General features: G+C 71.3%; 20 protein-coding genes. 13 read left to right on the top strand and 7 right to left on the bottom strand.

Features of this window, described 5'->3' with window-relative positions; genetic code table 11:
- Positions 1-36: 36 nt before the first annotated feature.
- Positions 37-495, top strand: a complete 459-nt coding sequence (locus ACZ404_RS32255) for an ATP-binding protein (protein WP_468446107.1) — start codon at positions 37-39, stop codon at positions 493-495.
- Between the two features lie 191 nt (positions 496-686).
- Here ACZ404_RS32255 and ACZ404_RS32250 read toward each other — a convergent pair whose 3' ends face one another.
- The 3 genes from ACZ404_RS32250 to ACZ404_RS32240 all read right to left on the bottom strand — a co-directional run bounded on the left by ACZ404_RS32250 (position 687) and on the right by ACZ404_RS32240 (position 2,679).
- Positions 687-1,160: a C40 family peptidase gene (locus ACZ404_RS32250; RefSeq protein WP_468446105.1), complete on the bottom strand. Its 474-nt coding sequence runs from the start codon at positions 1,158-1,160 to the stop codon at positions 687-689.
- Positions 1,161-1,727: 567 nt separating this feature from the next.
- Positions 1,728-2,036, bottom strand: a complete 309-nt coding sequence (locus ACZ404_RS32245; protein ID WP_468446103.1) for a hypothetical protein — start codon at positions 2,034-2,036, stop codon at positions 1,728-1,730.
- Positions 2,037-2,043: 7 nt separating this feature from the next.
- Positions 2,044-2,679, bottom strand: coding sequence for an ATP-dependent Clp protease proteolytic subunit (locus ACZ404_RS32240; RefSeq protein WP_468446101.1), 636 nt, complete (start codon positions 2,677-2,679; stop codon positions 2,044-2,046).
- A gap of 85 nt (positions 2,680-2,764) precedes the next feature.
- On the opposite strand from ACZ404_RS32240, the gene ACZ404_RS32235 reads away from it, so the two are divergent.
- The 8 genes from ACZ404_RS32235 to ACZ404_RS32200 all read left to right on the top strand — a co-directional run bounded on the left by ACZ404_RS32235 (position 2,765) and on the right by ACZ404_RS32200 (position 9,508).
- Entirely contained in the window at positions 2,765-3,043 is a 279-nt protein-coding gene (locus ACZ404_RS32235; RefSeq protein WP_468446099.1) for a type II toxin-antitoxin system Phd/YefM family antitoxin, read from the top strand.
- Between the two features lie 225 nt (positions 3,044-3,268).
- Positions 3,269-3,571, top strand: coding sequence for an urease subunit gamma (locus ACZ404_RS32230; protein WP_468446096.1), 303 nt, complete (start codon positions 3,269-3,271; stop codon positions 3,569-3,571).
- Positions 3,572-3,580: 9 nt separating this feature from the next.
- On the top strand, positions 3,581-3,892 hold the full coding sequence (locus tag ACZ404_RS32225) for an urease subunit beta (protein ID WP_361240474.1): 312 nt from the start codon (positions 3,581-3,583) through the stop codon (positions 3,890-3,892).
- On the top strand, positions 3,885-5,606 hold the full coding sequence (locus ACZ404_RS32220; protein WP_468446094.1) for an urease subunit alpha: 1,722 nt from the start codon (positions 3,885-3,887) through the stop codon (positions 5,604-5,606). The genes ACZ404_RS32225 and ACZ404_RS32220 overlap by 8 nt, the downstream gene beginning before the upstream one ends.
- Positions 5,606-6,280: an urease accessory protein UreF gene (locus tag ACZ404_RS32215; RefSeq protein ID WP_468446092.1), complete on the top strand. Its 675-nt coding sequence runs from the start codon at positions 5,606-5,608 to the stop codon at positions 6,278-6,280. The genes ACZ404_RS32220 and ACZ404_RS32215 overlap by 1 nt, the downstream gene beginning before the upstream one ends.
- A gap of 61 nt (positions 6,281-6,341) precedes the next feature.
- A complete protein-coding gene (gene ureG, locus ACZ404_RS32210) occupies positions 6,342-7,019 on the top strand; it encodes an urease accessory protein UreG (protein ID WP_468446090.1) in 678 nt (225 codons plus the stop codon).
- Entirely contained in the window at positions 7,007-7,777 is a 771-nt protein-coding gene (locus ACZ404_RS32205; RefSeq protein ID WP_468446088.1) for an urease accessory protein UreD, read from the top strand. Before ureG ends, ACZ404_RS32205 begins: the two co-directional genes overlap by 13 nt.
- A gap of 165 nt (positions 7,778-7,942) precedes the next feature.
- Positions 7,943-9,508 (top strand): alpha/beta hydrolase, encoded by a 1,566-nt coding sequence (locus ACZ404_RS32200; RefSeq protein WP_468446359.1) that lies wholly within the window; start codon positions 7,943-7,945, stop codon positions 9,506-9,508.
- 80 nt (positions 9,509-9,588) lie between these two features.
- On the opposite strand, the gene ACZ404_RS32195 is transcribed toward ACZ404_RS32200, so the two are convergent.
- Entirely contained in the window at positions 9,589-10,308 is a 720-nt protein-coding gene (locus ACZ404_RS32195) for a lysophospholipid acyltransferase family protein (protein WP_468446086.1), read from the bottom strand.
- Positions 10,309-10,738: 430 nt separating this feature from the next.
- Between ACZ404_RS32195 and ACZ404_RS32190 the strand changes: the two genes are divergently transcribed.
- Positions 10,739-11,755: a TerC family protein gene (locus ACZ404_RS32190; protein WP_468446084.1), complete on the top strand. Its 1,017-nt coding sequence runs from the start codon at positions 10,739-10,741 to the stop codon at positions 11,753-11,755.
- A 26-nt stretch (positions 11,756-11,781) separates the two neighbouring features.
- On the opposite strand, the gene ACZ404_RS32185 is transcribed toward ACZ404_RS32190, so the two are convergent.
- Positions 11,782-12,669 (bottom strand): universal stress protein, encoded by an 888-nt coding sequence (locus ACZ404_RS32185; protein WP_468446082.1) that lies wholly within the window; start codon positions 12,667-12,669, stop codon positions 11,782-11,784.
- Between the two features lie 198 nt (positions 12,670-12,867).
- On the opposite strand from ACZ404_RS32185, the gene ACZ404_RS32180 reads away from it, so the two are divergent.
- Complete coding sequence (locus ACZ404_RS32180) at positions 12,868-13,335, top strand: universal stress protein (protein WP_468446080.1); 468 nt, start codon at positions 12,868-12,870, stop codon at positions 13,333-13,335.
- 222 nt (positions 13,336-13,557) lie between these two features.
- Here the strand turns inward: ACZ404_RS32180 and ACZ404_RS32175 are convergent, their stop codons facing one another.
- Both ACZ404_RS32175 and tal read right to left on the bottom strand, forming a co-directional pair.
- Positions 13,558-14,052, bottom strand: a complete 495-nt coding sequence (locus ACZ404_RS32175; protein ID WP_468446079.1) for a universal stress protein — start codon at positions 14,050-14,052, stop codon at positions 13,558-13,560.
- Between the two features lie 50 nt (positions 14,053-14,102).
- A complete protein-coding gene (tal, locus tag ACZ404_RS32170) occupies positions 14,103-15,227 on the bottom strand; it encodes a transaldolase (RefSeq protein ID WP_468446077.1) in 1,125 nt (374 codons plus the stop codon).
- A 502-nt stretch (positions 15,228-15,729) separates the two neighbouring features.
- Between tal and ACZ404_RS32165 the strand changes: the two genes are divergently transcribed.
- Entirely contained in the window at positions 15,730-16,122 is a 393-nt protein-coding gene (locus ACZ404_RS32165) for a DUF6153 family protein (RefSeq protein ID WP_468446075.1), read from the top strand.
- A 79-nt stretch (positions 16,123-16,201) separates the two neighbouring features.
- Positions 16,202-16,825 carry a DUF305 domain-containing protein gene (locus ACZ404_RS32160; RefSeq protein WP_468446073.1) on the top strand — a complete coding sequence of 208 codons (624 nt, stop codon included), beginning with the start codon at positions 16,202-16,204 and terminating at the stop codon, positions 16,823-16,825.
- Positions 16,826-16,939 lie beyond the last annotated feature (114 nt).

Genomic DNA, 16,939 nt, shown 5'->3' with positions numbered 1-16,939 from the left:
CGGACTGCGGTCCCGTGGGAAAGGGACGACGTCGCCATGGCAGACCATCTGGAAGCATCCGTCACTCTGCCGAGCGATCCCGCCTCGGTCTCCGCCGCCCGCTCCTACGTGGTGGGGACGCTCGCGGAGTGGGGCCTGCCGTCGGACACCGAGACGGCCGACACCGTGCGTCTCATCGTCTCCGAACTCGCCACCAACGCCGTACAGCACACCTTCGGTCAGTCACCCACCTTCACGGTCGACATCGCGCTGGACCGTGACGAACATCTGCGCATCGGGGTCACGGACAGCCATCCGCGCTTCCCGAAGAGACTGCCCGCCGCGGTGCAGCAGGACAACGGCCGCGGCATGGTCATCGTCCGCTGGCTCACCGCGGAGTACGGCGGCAGACTCCACGTCCGCCCCACCCGGGAGGGCGGCAAGACGGTCACCATCGAACTCCCCTGGACCCTGACACCGGAACCGATCGCAACGGCGGGCCAGACCGAGCCGTAGCCCGGCGGGAGGGGCGGGCTTCGCCTGCGGGAGCCGGGCGGTGCCGACGGCAGGCGCTGGGGGGAGGAGCGGCCCGGTGCGTCGCCGCGCCGCCCCGGTCCCGCCCCGCGGCTTCAGGCGGGGCACCGAGGCGGCGCGGGTGGCTCGAGGAGCGGCCCTGGGGCTGGAGCCGGCTCCTGGTCGTGCGGGGGTCAGCTCACGCGGCCGTACCAGACGCTGCGGGTCCAGATCTTCTGCAGCCGGACCACGTCCCCGGTCCTCGGGGCGTGCCAGATCTTGCCGTGACCGGCGTAGATGCCAACGTGGTAGACGTAGGAACCCGAGTGGAAGAAGACCAGGTCACCGGCCTTGCGGTGGCCGGCGGAGATGTGGTGCGTCTTGTTGTACTGCTGAGCCGCCGTACGCGGCAGCTTCTTGCCCGCCTTCTTGAACGAGTAGAGCGTGAGTCCCGAGCAGTCGAAACGGCGCGGCCCGGTGGCACCCCAGGCGTACGGCGCCCCCTTCTTGGACGCCGCGATCTTCAGCGCCTTGGACGCGATGGTCGCGGCCGAGGCATCGGTGGCGAGACCGGGGACCACGATCGAGCCGCCCACGGCGGCGAGGGTGAGTGCCGAGGCCGTACCGGCCCGGGCCATCAGCGACGGGACACGATTGAGCGCAGTCATGCGCAACCCTTCGTCAGCCGCCTGTGAAGGATGACCTGTCGGATTCGGGCTGGCGAAGTTGCCCGGCCGCGTTGCCACGGCTTCACCCCAAGGGCTGCTCGGCACGACCGCCCGTCACCGACGAACGTTCCTCCCGGCGACCCGTCTTGCTCGGGTCCTCCACTCCTGCCGATCCACTCCTGTCGACCGGTCATCCGGGCGGCGGCAGGACTCGGCGTCCGCCCGGACCGCCCCGCCGCGGTGGCGGGGGCTTGTCGTCAGTCAGGGATCTTCACCCACACCTGTCCGAAAATCCCAACGGAACCGCGAGTTTGTGGCGTTACTCACCACTCGCCCGTTCGGGTGGACATTGCTCTGTTCGAGTCACCGTCAATTCCCCTGCGTAGCCCCGGACCTGGGACGACGCACCGTCCGGCGACCTTCGGAGCCGGACGGTGCGCAAGTCGGGAGGTCCGGAAACTCGTCCATGGATACGCCGGCCGGGCGACCATCGTTCGGCCCGTTTCAACTCCGGCCCCCACGGCCCCTCGACACCGGGGTGTCGTGCGGGCCGGACACGCGTCCCGCTCAGCCGACGCAGTCCGGCGGGAGCGCGACGCGCGCGGTGCGGCGCTCACCGTCCAGCACCCGCAGAGCCCGTGCCAGCGTGTCCCCGTGCAGCTCCGTCTCGCCCCGCTGGTGCATCAGGGCCAGCGCGTCGCGCAGCCCGGCCGCCGTGCGCACCAGGCCCTGCGCCGCGCGCAGCGCGCGATAGGTGTCCGCGGACTGCGCCGGGTTGATCCGGCCCAGCAGGTCCACCACCTCCAGATAACGGTCGATCAACTCACCCTCCGCGCGCGTCAGCGCGGGCAGCGGCGGAAGCTCCGGTGGCAGCATCGGCGGCTCACCCCGCGTGCCGGGCGCCGGGGGTGTCCCGGCGGCTCGGGACGACACCGTCCACCAGGCCGTACGCCAGCGCGCCGGGCGCGTCCAGGATCAGGTCCCGCTCCAGGTCCTGCTGGACCTGCTCCGCGGTGCGCCCGGTGTGCCGGACGAGCATCTCCTCCATCAGCGCCCGCATCCGGGACAGCTCCTCCGCCTGGATGACGAGGTCGCTCGGCTGCCCCTCGGCCGGCTCGGGCAGCGCCGGCTGCCGCACCACGATGCGCGCGCCCGGCAGGGTGAACCGCTTGCCCGGCGCGCCGGCGGCGAGCAGCACCGCCGCCACCGAGGCCGCCTGGCCCAGGCAGTAGGTCGCCACGTCGCACGTGACGTACCGCATCGTGTCGTAGACGGCCGTCATCGCGCTGAACGAGCCGCCCGGGCAGTTGAGGTACAGCGTGATGTCCCGGTCCGGGGCGGCGTGTTCGAGGTGCATGAACTGCGTGATCACATCGGTCGCCGCCGAGTCGTCGAGGGGCGTGCCGAGGAAGACGACCCGGCTCTCGAACAGCTTGGAGTACGGATCCAGCGTGCGGTGTCCCGTGCTCGTGCGCTCGGTGAACTCGGGCAGGACGTGACGGGCGGACGGTCGGGTCATGGGCATACCCCTCCTCGCGGCAGGGCCTCCGCGGCTCTGCTTCTGTAAAAAATGTACAGGACGTACCTGACGTACGATGGGGGGCATGGCCTACGAGATTCCGGTGACGCAAGCCAGGGCTGAGCTCGCCGATCTGATCAACCGGGTGGTGTACGGCGGTGAGCGGGTCGTCGTGACCCGGCACGGCAAGCCTCTGGTCGCCCTGGTCTCCGCCGCCGACCTGGAGCGGCTCGACGCGCTCGACGAGCCGGCCGAGGAGCAGGTGATCAGCTCGGTGTCCGGGGTGCGCGAGGCCGCGCCCGCCGCCCGCGACCGGCAGCGGTTCGGCATCGCCGCCGAACACCGCGGGCCCGGCGCCTCCTGAGCTGTTCTGGCCCGTTCCGGTCCGTTTCCCGGGCAGTCGTCTTCCCGGGCAGCCGCTTCGCGGGCGCGGGCAGCCGACTTCCGGCCGGGTATGAGCGGTCCCATCGCCCGGTCATGGACTGCCCAAGGCCCGGTTAACGTCCCTGAAACTCCGGGGAACTAGCCTGCCGATCCACGCGACCAGGGGTTTTTCTGCCTGTGTCGACCGAGGATTGGAAGGTGGGACGTGCACCTGACCCCGCACGAGCAAGAGCGGCTGCTGATCCATGTCGCGGCCGACGTGGCCGAGAAGCGCAGGGCCCGGGGGCTCAGGCTGAACCACCCGGAGGCGGTCGCCCTCATCACGTCGCACATCCTCGAGGGCGCGCGCGACGGCCGTACCGTCGCCGACCTGATGTCCTCCGGACGGAAGCTCCTGACCAGGGACGACGTCATGGAGGGCGTCCCTGAGATGATCCACGACGTGCAGGTGGAGGCCACCTTCCCGGACGGCACCAAGCTCGTCACCGTCCACGAGCCGATCGTCTGAGGGGCCCCGATGATTCCCGGAGAAGTGCTCTTCGCCGACGGTCCCGTCGTCTGCAACGAGGGCCGCGAGGTCACCCGGCTCACCGTCCTGAACGCCGCCGACCGGCCGGTCCAGGTCGGCTCCCACTACCACTTCGCGGAGGCCAACCCCGGCCTGGAGTTCGACCGCGCCGCCGCCCGCGGCAAGCGGCTGAACGTCGCCGCCGGCACCGCCGTGCGCTTCGAGCCCGGCATCCCCGTCGACGTGGAACTCGTGCCCCTCGCCGGCGCGCGGATCGTGCCGGGGCTGCGCGGGGAGACCGGAGGTGCCCTCGATGCCTGAGATCTCCCGCGCCGCCTACGCCGACCTGTTCGGGCCCACCACCGGCGACCGCATCCGGCTCGCCGACACCGACCTGCTGATCGAGATCGAGGAGGACCGGTCCGGCGGGCCCGGGCGCTCGGGGGACGAGGCCGTCTTCGGCGGCGGCAAGGTCATCCGCGAGTCCATGGGCCAGTCCCGCGCGACCCGCGCCGACGGCACCCCCGACACCGTGATCACCGGCGCCGTGGTCGTCGACCACTGGGGCGTCGTCAAGGCCGACGTCGGCATCAGGGACGGCCGGATCACCGGCATCGGCAAGGCCGGCAACCCGGACACCATGGACGGCGTCCACCCCGACCTGGTCATCGGCCCCGAGACCGAGGTCATCGCGGGCAACGGGCGGATCCTCACCGCCGGCGCCATCGACGCGCACGTCCACTTCATCTGCCCGCAGATCGCCGACGAGGCCCTGTCCTCCGGCGTCACCACCCTGGTCGGCGGCGGCACCGGACCGGCCGAGGGCTCCAAGGCGACCACCGTGACACCGGGCCCCTGGCACCTCGCCCGGATGTTCGAGGCGATGGAGCACTACCCGCTCAACATCGGCTTCCTCGGCAAGGGCAACACCGTCTCGCACGAGGCGATGCTGTCGCAGATCCGCGGCGGCGCGCTCGGGCTGAAGCTGCACGAGGACTGGGGCTCCACCCCGGCCGTCATCGACGCCGCGCTGACCGTGGCCGACCGGACCGGCATCCAGGTCGCGATCCACACCGACACCCTGAACGAGGCCGGGTTCGTCGGCGACACCCTCGCCGCGATCGCCGGGCGGGGCATCCACGCGTACCACACCGAGGGCGCCGGCGGCGGGCACGCGCCCGACATCATGACGGTCGTCTCCGAGCCGCACGTCCTGCCGAGCTCCACCAACCCCACCCGGCCCTACACCGTCAACACCGCCGAGGAACACCTCGACATGCTGATGGTGTGCCACCACCTGAACCCGGCGGTCCCGGAGGACCTCGCCTTCGCCGAGTCGCGGATCCGGCCGTCGACGATCGGGGCCGAGGACGTCCTGCACGACCTCGGCGCCATCTCCATCATCTCCTCCGACTCCCAGGCCATGGGCCGGGTCGGCGAGGTGATCCTGCGGACCTGGCAGACCGCGCACGTGATGAAGCGCCGCCGGGGCGCACTGCCCGGGGACGGCCGGGCGGACAACCGGCGCGTCCGCCGCTACGTCGCCAAGTACACGATCAACCCGGCCCTCGCGCAGGGACTCGCCCGGGAGATCGGCTCGGTCGAGACCGGCAAGCTCGCCGACCTCGTCCTGTGGGAGCCCGCGTTCTTCGGCGTGAAGCCGCACCTGGTCCTCAAGGGCGGCCAGATCGCGTACGCGCAGATGGGCGACGCCAACGCCTCCATCCCCACCCCGCAGCCGATCCTGCCCCGCCCGATGTACGGCGCGATCGGGCGCGCGCCCGCCGCGAACTCCGTCAACTTCGTGGCACCGCTCGCGCTGGAGGACGGGCTGCCGGAACGGCTGCGGCTCGGCAAGCGGTTCACCGCCATCGAGTCCACGCGGCCGGTCACCAAGGCCGACATGCGCGAGAACGACGCGCGGCCCCACGTGCGCATCGACCCAGACAGCTTCGCCGTGCACATCGACGGCGAACTGGTCGAGGCGGCACCGGCGGCAGAACTGCCCATGGCCCAGCGCTACTTCCTCTTCTGATGTCCAGGGCAGCACTGCTCGTCCTGGCCGACGGCCGCTTCCCCGCCGGAGGGCACGCGCACTCCGGCGGGGCGGAGGCCGCCGTCAAGGCGGGGCGGATCACCTCGGCGGCCGGCCTGGAGGAATTCTGCCGGGGACGGCTGCACACCGCGGGACTCGTCGCGGGGGCCCTGGCGGCCGCCGCCGTACTCGGCGTCCCGCCGGCCGAGCTGGACGCGGCGGCGGACGCCCGTACACCCTCGCCCGCGCTGCGCGCCGCCGCGCGGCGGCTCGGGCGGCAGCTCGTGCGGGCCGCCCGTGCGAGCTGGCCGTCGGCCGAACTCGACGGGCTCGCCCGGGAGTTCCCCAAGGGCGCCCACCAGCCGGTCGTGCTCGGCGTGACCGCGCGGGCGGCCGGACTGGCGCCCGAGGACGCGGCGTACTGCGCGCTGTACGAGAGCGTGAGCGGCCCGGCGACGGCGACGGTGCGGCTGCTGAGCCTGGACCCGTTCGACGCCACCGGCGTCCTGGCGCGGCTGGCACCCGAGCTGGACCGGGTCGCGGACACGGCGGTGGAGGCCGCGCGGAAGGCGCTCGACGAGGGGGTCGACGCACTGCCGGCGGCGTCCGGGCCGTTGCTGGAGACCGGGGCGCAGTGGCATGCGGGGTGGGCCGTGCGGCTGTTCGCGTCCTGAGCCCGCCAGGGGCCTCTGCGCCCCGCACACACCGTCCCTGCTGCCCAACGGAGCCGCTGACATGCACCTCGACCACACCCACCCCGGCCCCGCCGCCGTCAGCGCGGACGCCCACCGTCCCGACGGCGCCCGCCGCGCCCTGCGGATCGGGCTCGGCGGTCCCGTCGGGTCCGGGAAGACCGCGACCGTGGCCGCGCTGTGCCGGGCGCTGCGCGACGAACTGTCGCTGGCCGTCGTCACCAACGACATCTACACCCGGGAGGACGCCGAGTTCCTGCTCCGGGAGGCCGTGCTGCCGCCCGAGCGGATCACGGCCGTGGAGACCGGCGCCTGCCCGCACACCGCGATCCGCGACGACATCTCCGCCAACCTCGAGGCCGTGGAGGACTTGGAGGACACGGTCGGGCCGCTGGACCTGATCCTGGTGGAGTCCGGCGGGGACAACCTCACCGCCACCTTCTCCAAGGGGCTCGTGGACGCCCAGATCTTCGTGATCGACGTCGCCGGCGGCGACGACATCCCGCGCAAGGGCGGCCCCGGCGTCACCACCGCCGACCTCCTCGTCGTCAACAAGACCGACCTCGCGCCGTACGTCGGCTCCGACCTGGCCCGGATGGCCGCCGACGCCAAGGCGCAGCGGGCCGAACTCCCGGTGGTCCTCCAGTCGTTGCGCGGTGGGACCGGGGTCGCGGACGTGGCCGCGTGGGTGCGGGAGCGGCTCGCGGCGTGGACGGCGTGACGGCGGCCGGCGTCCGGGCGCACGCGCGGATCGTCGCCCGCGCCGACGGACGGGGCGGTACGGCCCTGCCGGTGCTGGACGGCGCGGGCCCGCTCGCGCCGCGCCGCACCCGGGCGACCGGCGACGGGGCGCGGGTCATGCTGGTCGGCGCGATGAGCGGGCCGCTCGGCGGCGACCGGTTCACCGTCGAGACACGGGTGGAGGAGGGAGCCCGGCTGTCCGTGGGGTCGGCGGCCGCCACGATCGCGCTGCCCGGCCAGGCCAAGGGCGAGGCGCGGTACGACGTACGGCTCGACGTGGCCCGGGGAGCCGAGCTGCGCTGGCTGCCCGAGCAGCTGATCTCGGCCGGCGGCAGCGACCTGCACGTCACCACGCGCGCCGAACTCGCCGCCGGGGCGCGGCTGGTGCTGCGCGAGGAGCAGGTGCTGGGGCGCGTGGGGGAGGAGCCCGGGCGGCTCACCAGCCGGCTCACGGTGCGCGTCGCGGGCCGCACGGTGCTGGACCAGGAGCTGCGCTGCGGGCCCGGGGCTCCGGACGGCTGGGACGGGCCCGCCGTGCTCGGGGGACTCCGGTCGGTGGGCCAACTGATCGTCGTACGGCCGGAGTTTGCAGAGCGGCCGGCCGAGGCACGGATGCTGGGGGAGTGCGCCGCGCTGATGCCGCTCGCCGGACCGGCCGTACTCGTCAGCGCCGTGGCCCCGGACGCGCTGCGGCTGCGGCGCCTGCTGGACGAGGCGCTGGCCGCCCTGCCGGTCTGAGCCGTTCCGCTCAGCGGGACGCGATCAACCGTTTATCGGATTGGTAAAGAAGGCCGGTGACCCCTGTTCTCAGGCGGCTCACAGCCGAGAGGATCCCCGCTGACCACTGACAACCACACAGGGGGAGGGGCCCACTTGAGGCACAACAGACCGAAGAGCCGCCTGATGGCGCTCGGTTCGGCCGGAGCACTCGTCACCGCGACCCTGATAGCCGGTGCCGTCTCGGCGCCCGCGGCCAGCGCCGACAGCCGCCACGGCCGGGACCGGGAGGCCCGGGGCGCCGAGATCGCCGCCGCCCGCGCCGCCAAGACCGGCATCGACTGGCAGGACTGCCCCGCCGACTGGGGCCTGGAGAAGCCCATCCAGTGCGGCTGGGTGAGCGTGCCGCTCGACTACGCCCACCCCTACGGCAAGCAGATCAAGCTCGCCGTCGACCGCATCGGCAACACCGGCACCGCGAAGGAGCGCCAGGGCTCCCTCGTCTACAACCCCGGCGGCCCCGGCGGCTCCGGACTGCGCTTCCCGCGCCGCGTCACCACCAAGAACCCGCTGTGGACCAACGTGTCCAAGGCCTACGACTTCGTGGGCTTCGACCCGCGCGGCGTCGGCCACTCGGCGCCCATCTCCTGCATGGACCCGCAGGAATTCGTCAAGGCACCCAAGATGGACCCGGTGCCGGACAGCAAGGCCGACAAGGACGCCCAGCGCAAGCTCGCCCGCGAGTACGCCGAGGGCTGCGCCGAGCGCAGCGGCCGGATGCTGCCGTACATGACCACGCCGAACACCGCCCGCGACCTGGACGTCATCCGCGCCGCGCTGGGCGAGAAGAAGCTCAACTACCTCGGCGTCTCCTACGGCACCTACCTCGGCGCCGTCTACGGCACCCTCTTCCCGGGCCACCTGCGCCGCATGATCGTCGACAGCGTGGTCGACCCCTCGCGCGAGAACATCTGGTACGAGGCCAACCTGAACCAGGACATCGCCTTCGAGGGCCGCTGGAAGGACTGGGAGGACTGGGTCGCCGCCAACGACGCCGCCTTCCACCTCGGCACCACCCGCGCCGCCGTCCAGGCCCAGTGGCTCGAGCTGCGCGCCACCGCCAAGAAGCACCCCATCGGCGGGGTCGTCGGCCCGGCCGAGCTGATCTCCTTCTTCCAGAGCGCCCCGTACTACGACTCCTCCTGGGTGCCGGTCGCCTCGGTGTTCAGCAAGTACGTCGCCGGGGACACCCAGGCGCTGGTCGACGCCGCCGCACCCGACCTGTCGGACACGGCCGGCAACATCAGCGCGGAGAACGGCAACGCCGTCTACACCGCCGTCGAGTGCGCCGACGCCAAGTGGCCGACGAGCTGGAAGAAGTGGGACCGGGACAACACCAGGCTCAACACGGACTACCCCTTCATGACCTGGGCCAACGCCTGGATGAACCTGCCGTGCGCCACCTGGCCGGCCAAGCAGCACACCCCGGTCGAGGTGCGCACCCACCGGGGTCTGCCGCCGGTGCTGATCGTGCAGTCCACGCGTGACGCGGCGACCCCGTACCCGGGCGCCGTCTCCCTGCACAAGCGGTTCAAGGGCTCCCGCCTGATCACCGAGAAGGGCGCCGGCTCCCACGGTGTGACCAGCCTGGTCAACCCCTGCATCAACGAGCGGGTCGACGCCTACCTGCTCTCCGGCAAGCTGGACACCTCCGACATGACCTGCGCGCCGCACGCGACGCCCAAGCCGTAGCCACCCCGGTACGGCACCGAGGGGCGGCCGGAACCTCCGGCCGCCCCTTCGCCATGCCCGCCCGACTCGGCAGAGGGAGCTCAACTCAGCGGCGCCCGCGGGAACTTCCGTTCCTTCTTCGCCGCCGTCTGCTCCGCCTTGACGACGGCCGCGTACTGGTCGACGTACTCCTGCTCGGACAGGGACAGGATCGCGTACATGATCTCGTCGGTGACGGCCCGCAGGATGGCCTTCTCGCCTTCCATGCCCGCGTAGCGGGAGAAGTCCAGCGGCTTGCCGAAGCGGATGACGACGGGGTGGATCCTCGGGACGACCTTCCCCGGCGGCTGCGCCTCGAACGTGCCGATCATCGCGCACGGCACCACCGGCACCCCCGCCGTCAGCGCCATCACGGCGACGCCGACCTTGCCCTTGTACAGCCGCCCGTCGTGCGACCGGGTCCCCTCCGGGTAGATCCCGAGCAGCTCACCGCGGCGCAGTACGCCGAGCCCCTCGCGGATCGCGGCCTGCCCCGCGTCCTTGCCGGAGCGGTCCACCGGGATCTGCCCGGCGCTGCGGAAGAAGAACGCGGTGAGCCGGCCCTTGAGGCCCGGTCCGGTGAAGTACTCCGCCTTGGCGAGGAAGGTGATACGCCGCTTCAGGATCGCCGGCATCAGGAAGTGGTCGGAGAAGGACAGATGGTTCCCGGCGACGATCGCCGGCCCCGACGCCGGCACATGCTCCAGCCCCTCGATCCGTGGCCGGAAGACCAGTCTCAGCAGGGGGCCCAGCAGCACGTACTTGAGCAGGTAGTAGAACACGGCTCGCTCCTCACGTCACCAGCTCCCCACGGAACCGGCGTTTCCCCGGGTCGACCGATCAATGGCGGGTGTAGACGGATGTGCACCTGTCGTCATCTGTAGCCACGTTCGGTCGGTCTCATGCTGACTCTTCACCGAGTTACCTGATGCTCCGTCAGGATTTCGACCTCGCAGAAACCACAGCCCGAGCAAGAAGCCCACAGGCGAACCCGCTCACACTGCGTGCATGCCTGCCGGCGAACCGACGACACCCCTGAGAGATCGAAGCCCATCCTGTCGGATTTCACTACGCCGGACGCCGATTTCTCGCCCGCTCCTTCCGTGGACAACTGGCCCTGCGTCTGCCGAGTGCTTTCAGCAGCTTCTGCGCAGCGGGGGCCGGTGTGGTCGGAAACCATGTCCTTGTGTCCTGCGATGCGGAGGTCTTGGTATGTCGGTTACCGCGCTCGGCTGGGTCCTGACCATCGCCGCGATCGTGGCGCTGCTTGCCGTCGATCTTGTGGTGGGTTCGGTCCGCCCGCACGCCGTGGGATTCCGGGAAGCCGTCTTCTGGTCGATCTTCTACATCGCGGTCGCGGTGATCTTCGGCGTGGTCTTCGCGCAAGTGGTGGGGTGGGAGTACGGCGCGCAGTACTACGCCGGCTACATCGTGGAGAAAAGCCTGTCCGTCGACAACCTCTTCGTCTTCGTGATCATCATGTCCACGTTCGCGGTGCCACGTGAGCATCAGCAGCGCGTACTGACCTTCGGCATCGTCGCGGCCCTCGTCCTGCGGGCCGTCTTCATCGCCCTGGGGGCGGCGCTGCTGTCACTGTTCTCCTTCATGTTCCTCATCTTCGGCCTGCTGCTGTTGTGGACGGCAGTCCAGCTCTACCGGCACCGTGACCAGGTCCCCGATATCGAGAACAACGTGCTGGTGCGGTCCTGCCGACGGCTCCTGCCTGTCACCGACAGCTATGACGGTGGGCGGATGGTGAGCCGTATGGGTGGACGGCGCGCGGTGACCCCGTTGTTCGTGGTGTTCATCGCCATCGGCGGCACGGACATCCTGTTCGCCCTGGACTCGATCCCGGCCGTCTTCGGTGTGACCGAGCAGCCGTATGTCGTCTTCGTGGCGAACGCGTTCGCCCTGCTGGGCCTTCGGGCGCTGTATTTCCTGGTCACCGGGCTGCTGGATCGCCTGGTGTACCTCGCTGCGGGGCTGTCGGTCATTCTTGCGTTCATCGGCGCGAAGCTCGTCCTGCACTGGGGCCACGGCATCGAATCCCGCATCCCGGAGATCAGCACCGCCGTTTCGCTGGCTGTCGTCGGTGCGGTGCTCGCGGCCACCGTCGTGGCGAGCCTGATCAAGTCCCGCCGCGATCCCACAGCCCGGGCTCACGCCGGTGCCGTACTGGGCAGCCCACCACTCCGGGGTGCCGAGCACGGCAGCCGCACCGACGGTTGACGTGCCCAGAGGCCGCCTGGAGCTGGTCAGCGACTGTTGTCGGGGCTGCGGACCACCGCCACTGGGCAGTGTGCATGATGCAGCATGGCCTGGCTCACCGATCCGAGCACCAGTCCGGCGAAACCGCCGCGTCCACGTGCACCGACCACCAGAAGCTGGGCCTTGTGGCTCGCCTCGATCAGCGCCTCCCGCGTCCCGCCCTGGACCACCTCGCGCTTCACGCTCACGCCCGGGTACATCTCCTGGTAGCCGGCGAGCGCCTGGGACAGCAGACGCTCCTCCTGCGCAGGCAGCGCCTCCGGGCCGTTCGCGTACGGCATCTCCACGTCATGCGGCTCCGGCATCGGTGCGTTCCAGTTGGTCCAGGCGTGCAAGGCAATGAGGTCGACTCCGCGTAGGGCCGCCTCGGTGAAGGCGAAATCGACCGCTCCGGCACCGGCCGAGGAACCGTCGACACCGACCACGATCGGCCCTGAGCGCTCACCTTGCTCACGGACGACCAGCACCGGGCACCGGCCGTGCGCCGCGAGATGCACCGCCGTCGATCCCACCATCAGCCCGACGAAGCCCCCCATACCGCGGGACCCGACAACCACGAGTTGCGCAGCACGCGATTGCCCCTCCAGGACCGTCAGCGCGTCCCCTGTCACCACAGCGCGGGAAATGTCGACCTCAGGGGCCACAGACCTGGCGCGCTCCTCCGCCTCGGTCAGCAGGCCTTCCACCATGTTGCTCAAGCCGCCCTCAGGAGGGCCGAGCGGCGACCGGCCCAACGGCACGTGCATGGCGGGCCAGATGAACGCATGCACCAGCCGCAACCCTGCGCCGCGCCACTGTGCCTCCCGGGCCGCCGCCTCGACCGCAGCCAGACTCGAGGCCGAACCGTCTACGCCCACCACGACCAGACCGCTCATCACACCTCCTGTATGCGTACATCCAGGTTCGCTCCGACGACTTCCTGCTGCCAAAGATCAAGGGGCCGACCGCGCGGCCGTCGGCTCGACCGTCCTGGGTCGGCAAGCTGGTTGTGCATCTCTCGGCCGGGGTTGCATGGCGAAACGCCCCTGCGTCGCACAGTCTGGACGCATACGAGACCAGAAAGGGCACATCTCATGGGGAAGCAGGAGTCGGCCCGCGTCGTGGTGGGTGTCGACGGCTCGCCTTCGTCGCATGTCGCGCTTCGTTGGGCCGTCCGGTATGCCGAGCTGATCAGCGGTGATGTCGTGGCAGTGGCTGCCTGGGAGGTGCCCTGGGCGTACGGGTGGTCCGCGCCCGCGGTGGACCCTACTTTCGACCGAACCATCGCCGAGCAGAGCTTCGCCAACCAGGTGCACCAGGTTCTCGGTGAGTCCGGCGCTGCCAAAGTGCGAAAGCGTCTGGTCAGGGGCAACCCCGCCGAGGTACTGATCGGTGAGGCCAAGGGGGCCGAGGCCCTGGTAGTGGGCAGCCGGGGTATGGGTGGATTCCGTCGAACGCTGCTGGGCTCCGTGAGTCAGAAGTGTGCGCAGCACGCCACCTGTCCGGTCGTCATCGTTCGTGCGCCCGTCGAGACGACGGACTCCAGTACACCGGCCGAGTGAGGCGGCACAGGGCCCAGTCAGTGCGGTTCAGGAACCGCGTGCTCGAGAGGGGTGGCGGGCAGCGCAACGCGTCCATCGCCTGTTCCCAGCCGGGGCTCCCGATCCGCTGGCCGGCCGGGCCGGGCCGGCGAAGTCCCGAGGCGATCACCCCACTGGGGCCATCAGCAAAGACCGTCCGCTGCAGCTGCAGCCGCCAGAGCATGCCCGCGAGTCCTCGGATCGTCAGGAGGGGGCACCGCGGGAGTCGGCCGGCACGACGACGACGGGCAGGTGGGCGTGGTGCACGACCTCCGTGCTGGTCGATCCGAGCATGAGGCGCCCCCAGGCGCCCGAACCACGAGTGCCGACCACCAGCAGAGAGGCGTCCTTGCTCGCATCCAGCAAGACCTGCGCAGGGCGTCCCGCCGCCGCGATGATCTCCACCTCCACGTGCGGCCCGCCGAGCTGCTGACGCAGCTCGTTGACCGTGTCGGTCACCCCCTGCCGGACGACATCGCGGAGCTGTTCGTACACGCTGACGTCGCCCTCCGGCGCAGCCATCCATCCGTAGGCCGTGTGGCGAGCAGGGGTGTAGTCGTAGGCACAGACCGCCCTCAGACCGGTGCCACGCAGCTGTGCCTCGCGCAGAGCGAAGAGCACAGCGCGCCGGGCGTCCGGGGAGCCGTCCGTGCCGACCACGACGGGACCAACCGGGACGTGCGCGGGAGTGTCGGTCATCGGGGGATCCTTCCGCAGCTGTTGACAGTGACCGAACGAGCAGCGGTCCTTCAGCGTGCGGATTCCTTGGCTGCGGGCCGGCTCCGCAACGTCTTGGCGAGCTGCTCGGACAGCCGCGCCCAGCTGGCGTCGAACTTCGACACGCCTTCGTCCTCGAGGTGCTGCACGAGGTCGTCGTAGTCCACGCCGACTGTCCGCAGCCCATCGAGAACCTGCTGAGCGTCGTCATAGTGGGCGCGGACCGAGTCGGCCGGTACGCGGCCGTGGTCGGCGACCGCACGCAAGGTGGCCTCGGGCATGGTGTTGACCACGCCGGGTGCGACGAGTTCGGTCACGTAGCGGGTGTCGTCGTACGCGGGATCCTTGACAGAGGTCGAAGCCCACAGCGGACGCTGCGGATGGGCCCCCGCATCCCGCAGGGCGTGCCAGCGCGGTGAGGAGAAGACCCGCTCGTAGTGTTGGTAGGCCAGCCTCGCGTTCGCGATCGCCGCTCGTCCTCGCAGCTCGGCCGCCTGCGCGGTGCCGGCCTTGTCCAGGCGTGCGTCTGCCTCGGCATCGACTCGGGAGACGAAGAACGAAGCCACCGAGCCGATCCCGGCCAGTTCCCGGCCCGTGTCGCGGGCGCGTTCCATCCCCTCGAGGAAGGCGGCCATGACCTCGTCATAGCGGGCGAGGGAGAAGATCAACGTGACATTGATGCTGATTCCTTCGCCCAGGCAGGCGGCGATCGCCGACAGGCCCTGCCGGGCGGCCGGGATCTTCACGAACAGGTTGGGCCGGTCGACCAGCCACCACAGGGCCCGCGCTTCTGCGACAGTCGCCGCGGTGTCGTACGCGAGCCGGGGGTCGACCTCGATGGAGACGCGCCCGTCGACGCCGTCCGTCGCGTCGTAGACCGGGCGCAGGACGTCGCACGCCCATCGGACGTCGGTTGTGGTCAGCGCCCGCAGCGCCTCGTCGACCCCGACGCGGCGGGCCGCCAGATCCTGGATCTGTGCGTCGTACGCGTTGCCGCTCGTGATGGCCTTGGCGAAGATCGTCGGATTGGTGGTCACCCCCACGACCCGGTCGTTCCTGACAAGGTCCGCCAGGCTCCCCGACACCAGCCGCTCCCGACTGAGATCATCCAGCCAAATCGACACTCCGGCATCGCTGAGTGTGTTCAAGGGATGCATGACGCTGCCGCTCCTCCCGCGCGAAAGGCGGAGTGAGTAGCCGAAGGCTTTCTTGCTGCCCGTCCGCGGCCCGCACCAGAGCTTGTCCGTAGCCCCATGGTCTCTGGCAGGTCAGCGGCCCGCAATCTGTCCCGAGGGCGGTCGTGAAGTCACGCAGCACGCGCACCGACGATGTTGCGGTCGATGAATTCCCCGCGACGGATGGCCACGCCGTCTCATCTGCGAGAAACGCGTCTCCAGCCGATCGTGCTCCACCCCGGCTCGAGCGACGGCACCGCGGAGTGGAACGCGGCGGAAGGGAAGCTCACCGTCCACCTGGGCCTCGTGCGCGGCCGGCCGTGGCACGTTCACGTCGGGGCACGGACCGCCGGCCAGGGCGTTGACCGGGACGAGCCGTCGGGCCCGGTGCCCCGGGCGCGGTCGGCGGCGGGACGCCCGTCCCGGCGGCACCCGAGCGCGTCCCGGCGGCCGAGTCGTCCAGGGGCCCAGTAGGATGATCTCGATGGCCGCCACCGCACCGCATGCCCCGTTGCCGCTCAGCCGGCGTTTTGGCGTGCTGTTGGTGCTGGCGGTGCTCGCCGGGCTCCTGGGCATGCACGCCCTGGCGCCGGGCGGCGGCATGGCGGGACACGAGGTGCATGCCCGTGCCGCGCACCCGGGCGTCGTGGTCACCGCGCAGGACGACTGCGGGTGCGACGCCGGCCCGCGGATGCACCACGCGGACCCCACCTGCGCGTCCGGCGCCGTGAAGGGCGGACCGGAGCTGCCCGCGCTCGCCCCCGACCCCGTGGCCGCTCCCGTGCCGGCCCGTGCCGCGCGTGTCCGGGCGGCCACGGCACCGGACGGCGCCCGTGCCCCACCGTCCCTGGCGGAACTCCAACTCCTGCGGATCTAGAGGCCGCGACGGCCGCGCCCCCGGTGCGGTCGTGCTCACGCATGCCCGAAGACACCCTCAGAACAGACGGAGTTCCAGCATGACCACCCGTACCCCGATGCGCCGTGCCGCCCTCGTCGCGGTGACCGGCGTCGCCTCCCTCGTCCTCGCCGCCTGCGCAAGCGACGACGGCGCGGCCCGCGCGGACCACGGCAGCCCGGCGAGCCCGGCCGGGACCGCCCCGGCCACCGGCCACAACGCCCAGGACGTGTCCTTCGCGCAGGACATGATCCCGCACCACCGGCAGGCCCTGGAGATGGCGCAGCTGGCCGACGGGCGGGCCTCCTCCGCTCGGGTGAAGGACCTCGCCTCCCGGATCGAGAAGGCCCAGGACCCGGAGATCCGCACCATGACCGGCTGGCTGAAGTCCTGGGGCGAGCAGGTCCCCGCCGCCGACATGGATCACTCCGGCCACGCGGGCATGGCCGGCATGGCCGGCATGATGAGCGAGCAGGACATGGCCGGCCTGAAAGCGGCCACCGGCGAGAAGTTCGACCGGAGGTTCCTGTCCCTGATGGTCGAGCACCACCAGGGCGCCGTGCGGATGGCCACCACGGAGCGCACCAAGGGCGCCTACGGCCCCGCCAAGCGCCTGGCCGCCGGCATCGTCACCGCGCAGAACGCCGAGATCGAGGAGATGCGGCGGCTGCTGAGCGCGAGCTGACCGCATGAGCGGGCGGGGGGGGGGGGGGGAACAAACCCACCCACCCCCCCCCCCCCCCCCCCCCCCCCCCCACCCCCCCCCACCCCCCCCCCCCGCACCCACCCCCCCCCCAGA

It is taken from the genome of Streptomyces sp. NPDC030798, from assembly GCF_055572275.1.
Note: the sequence above shows the minus strand (reverse complement) of the source record. Positions and strands in the feature narration are given on the sequence as shown.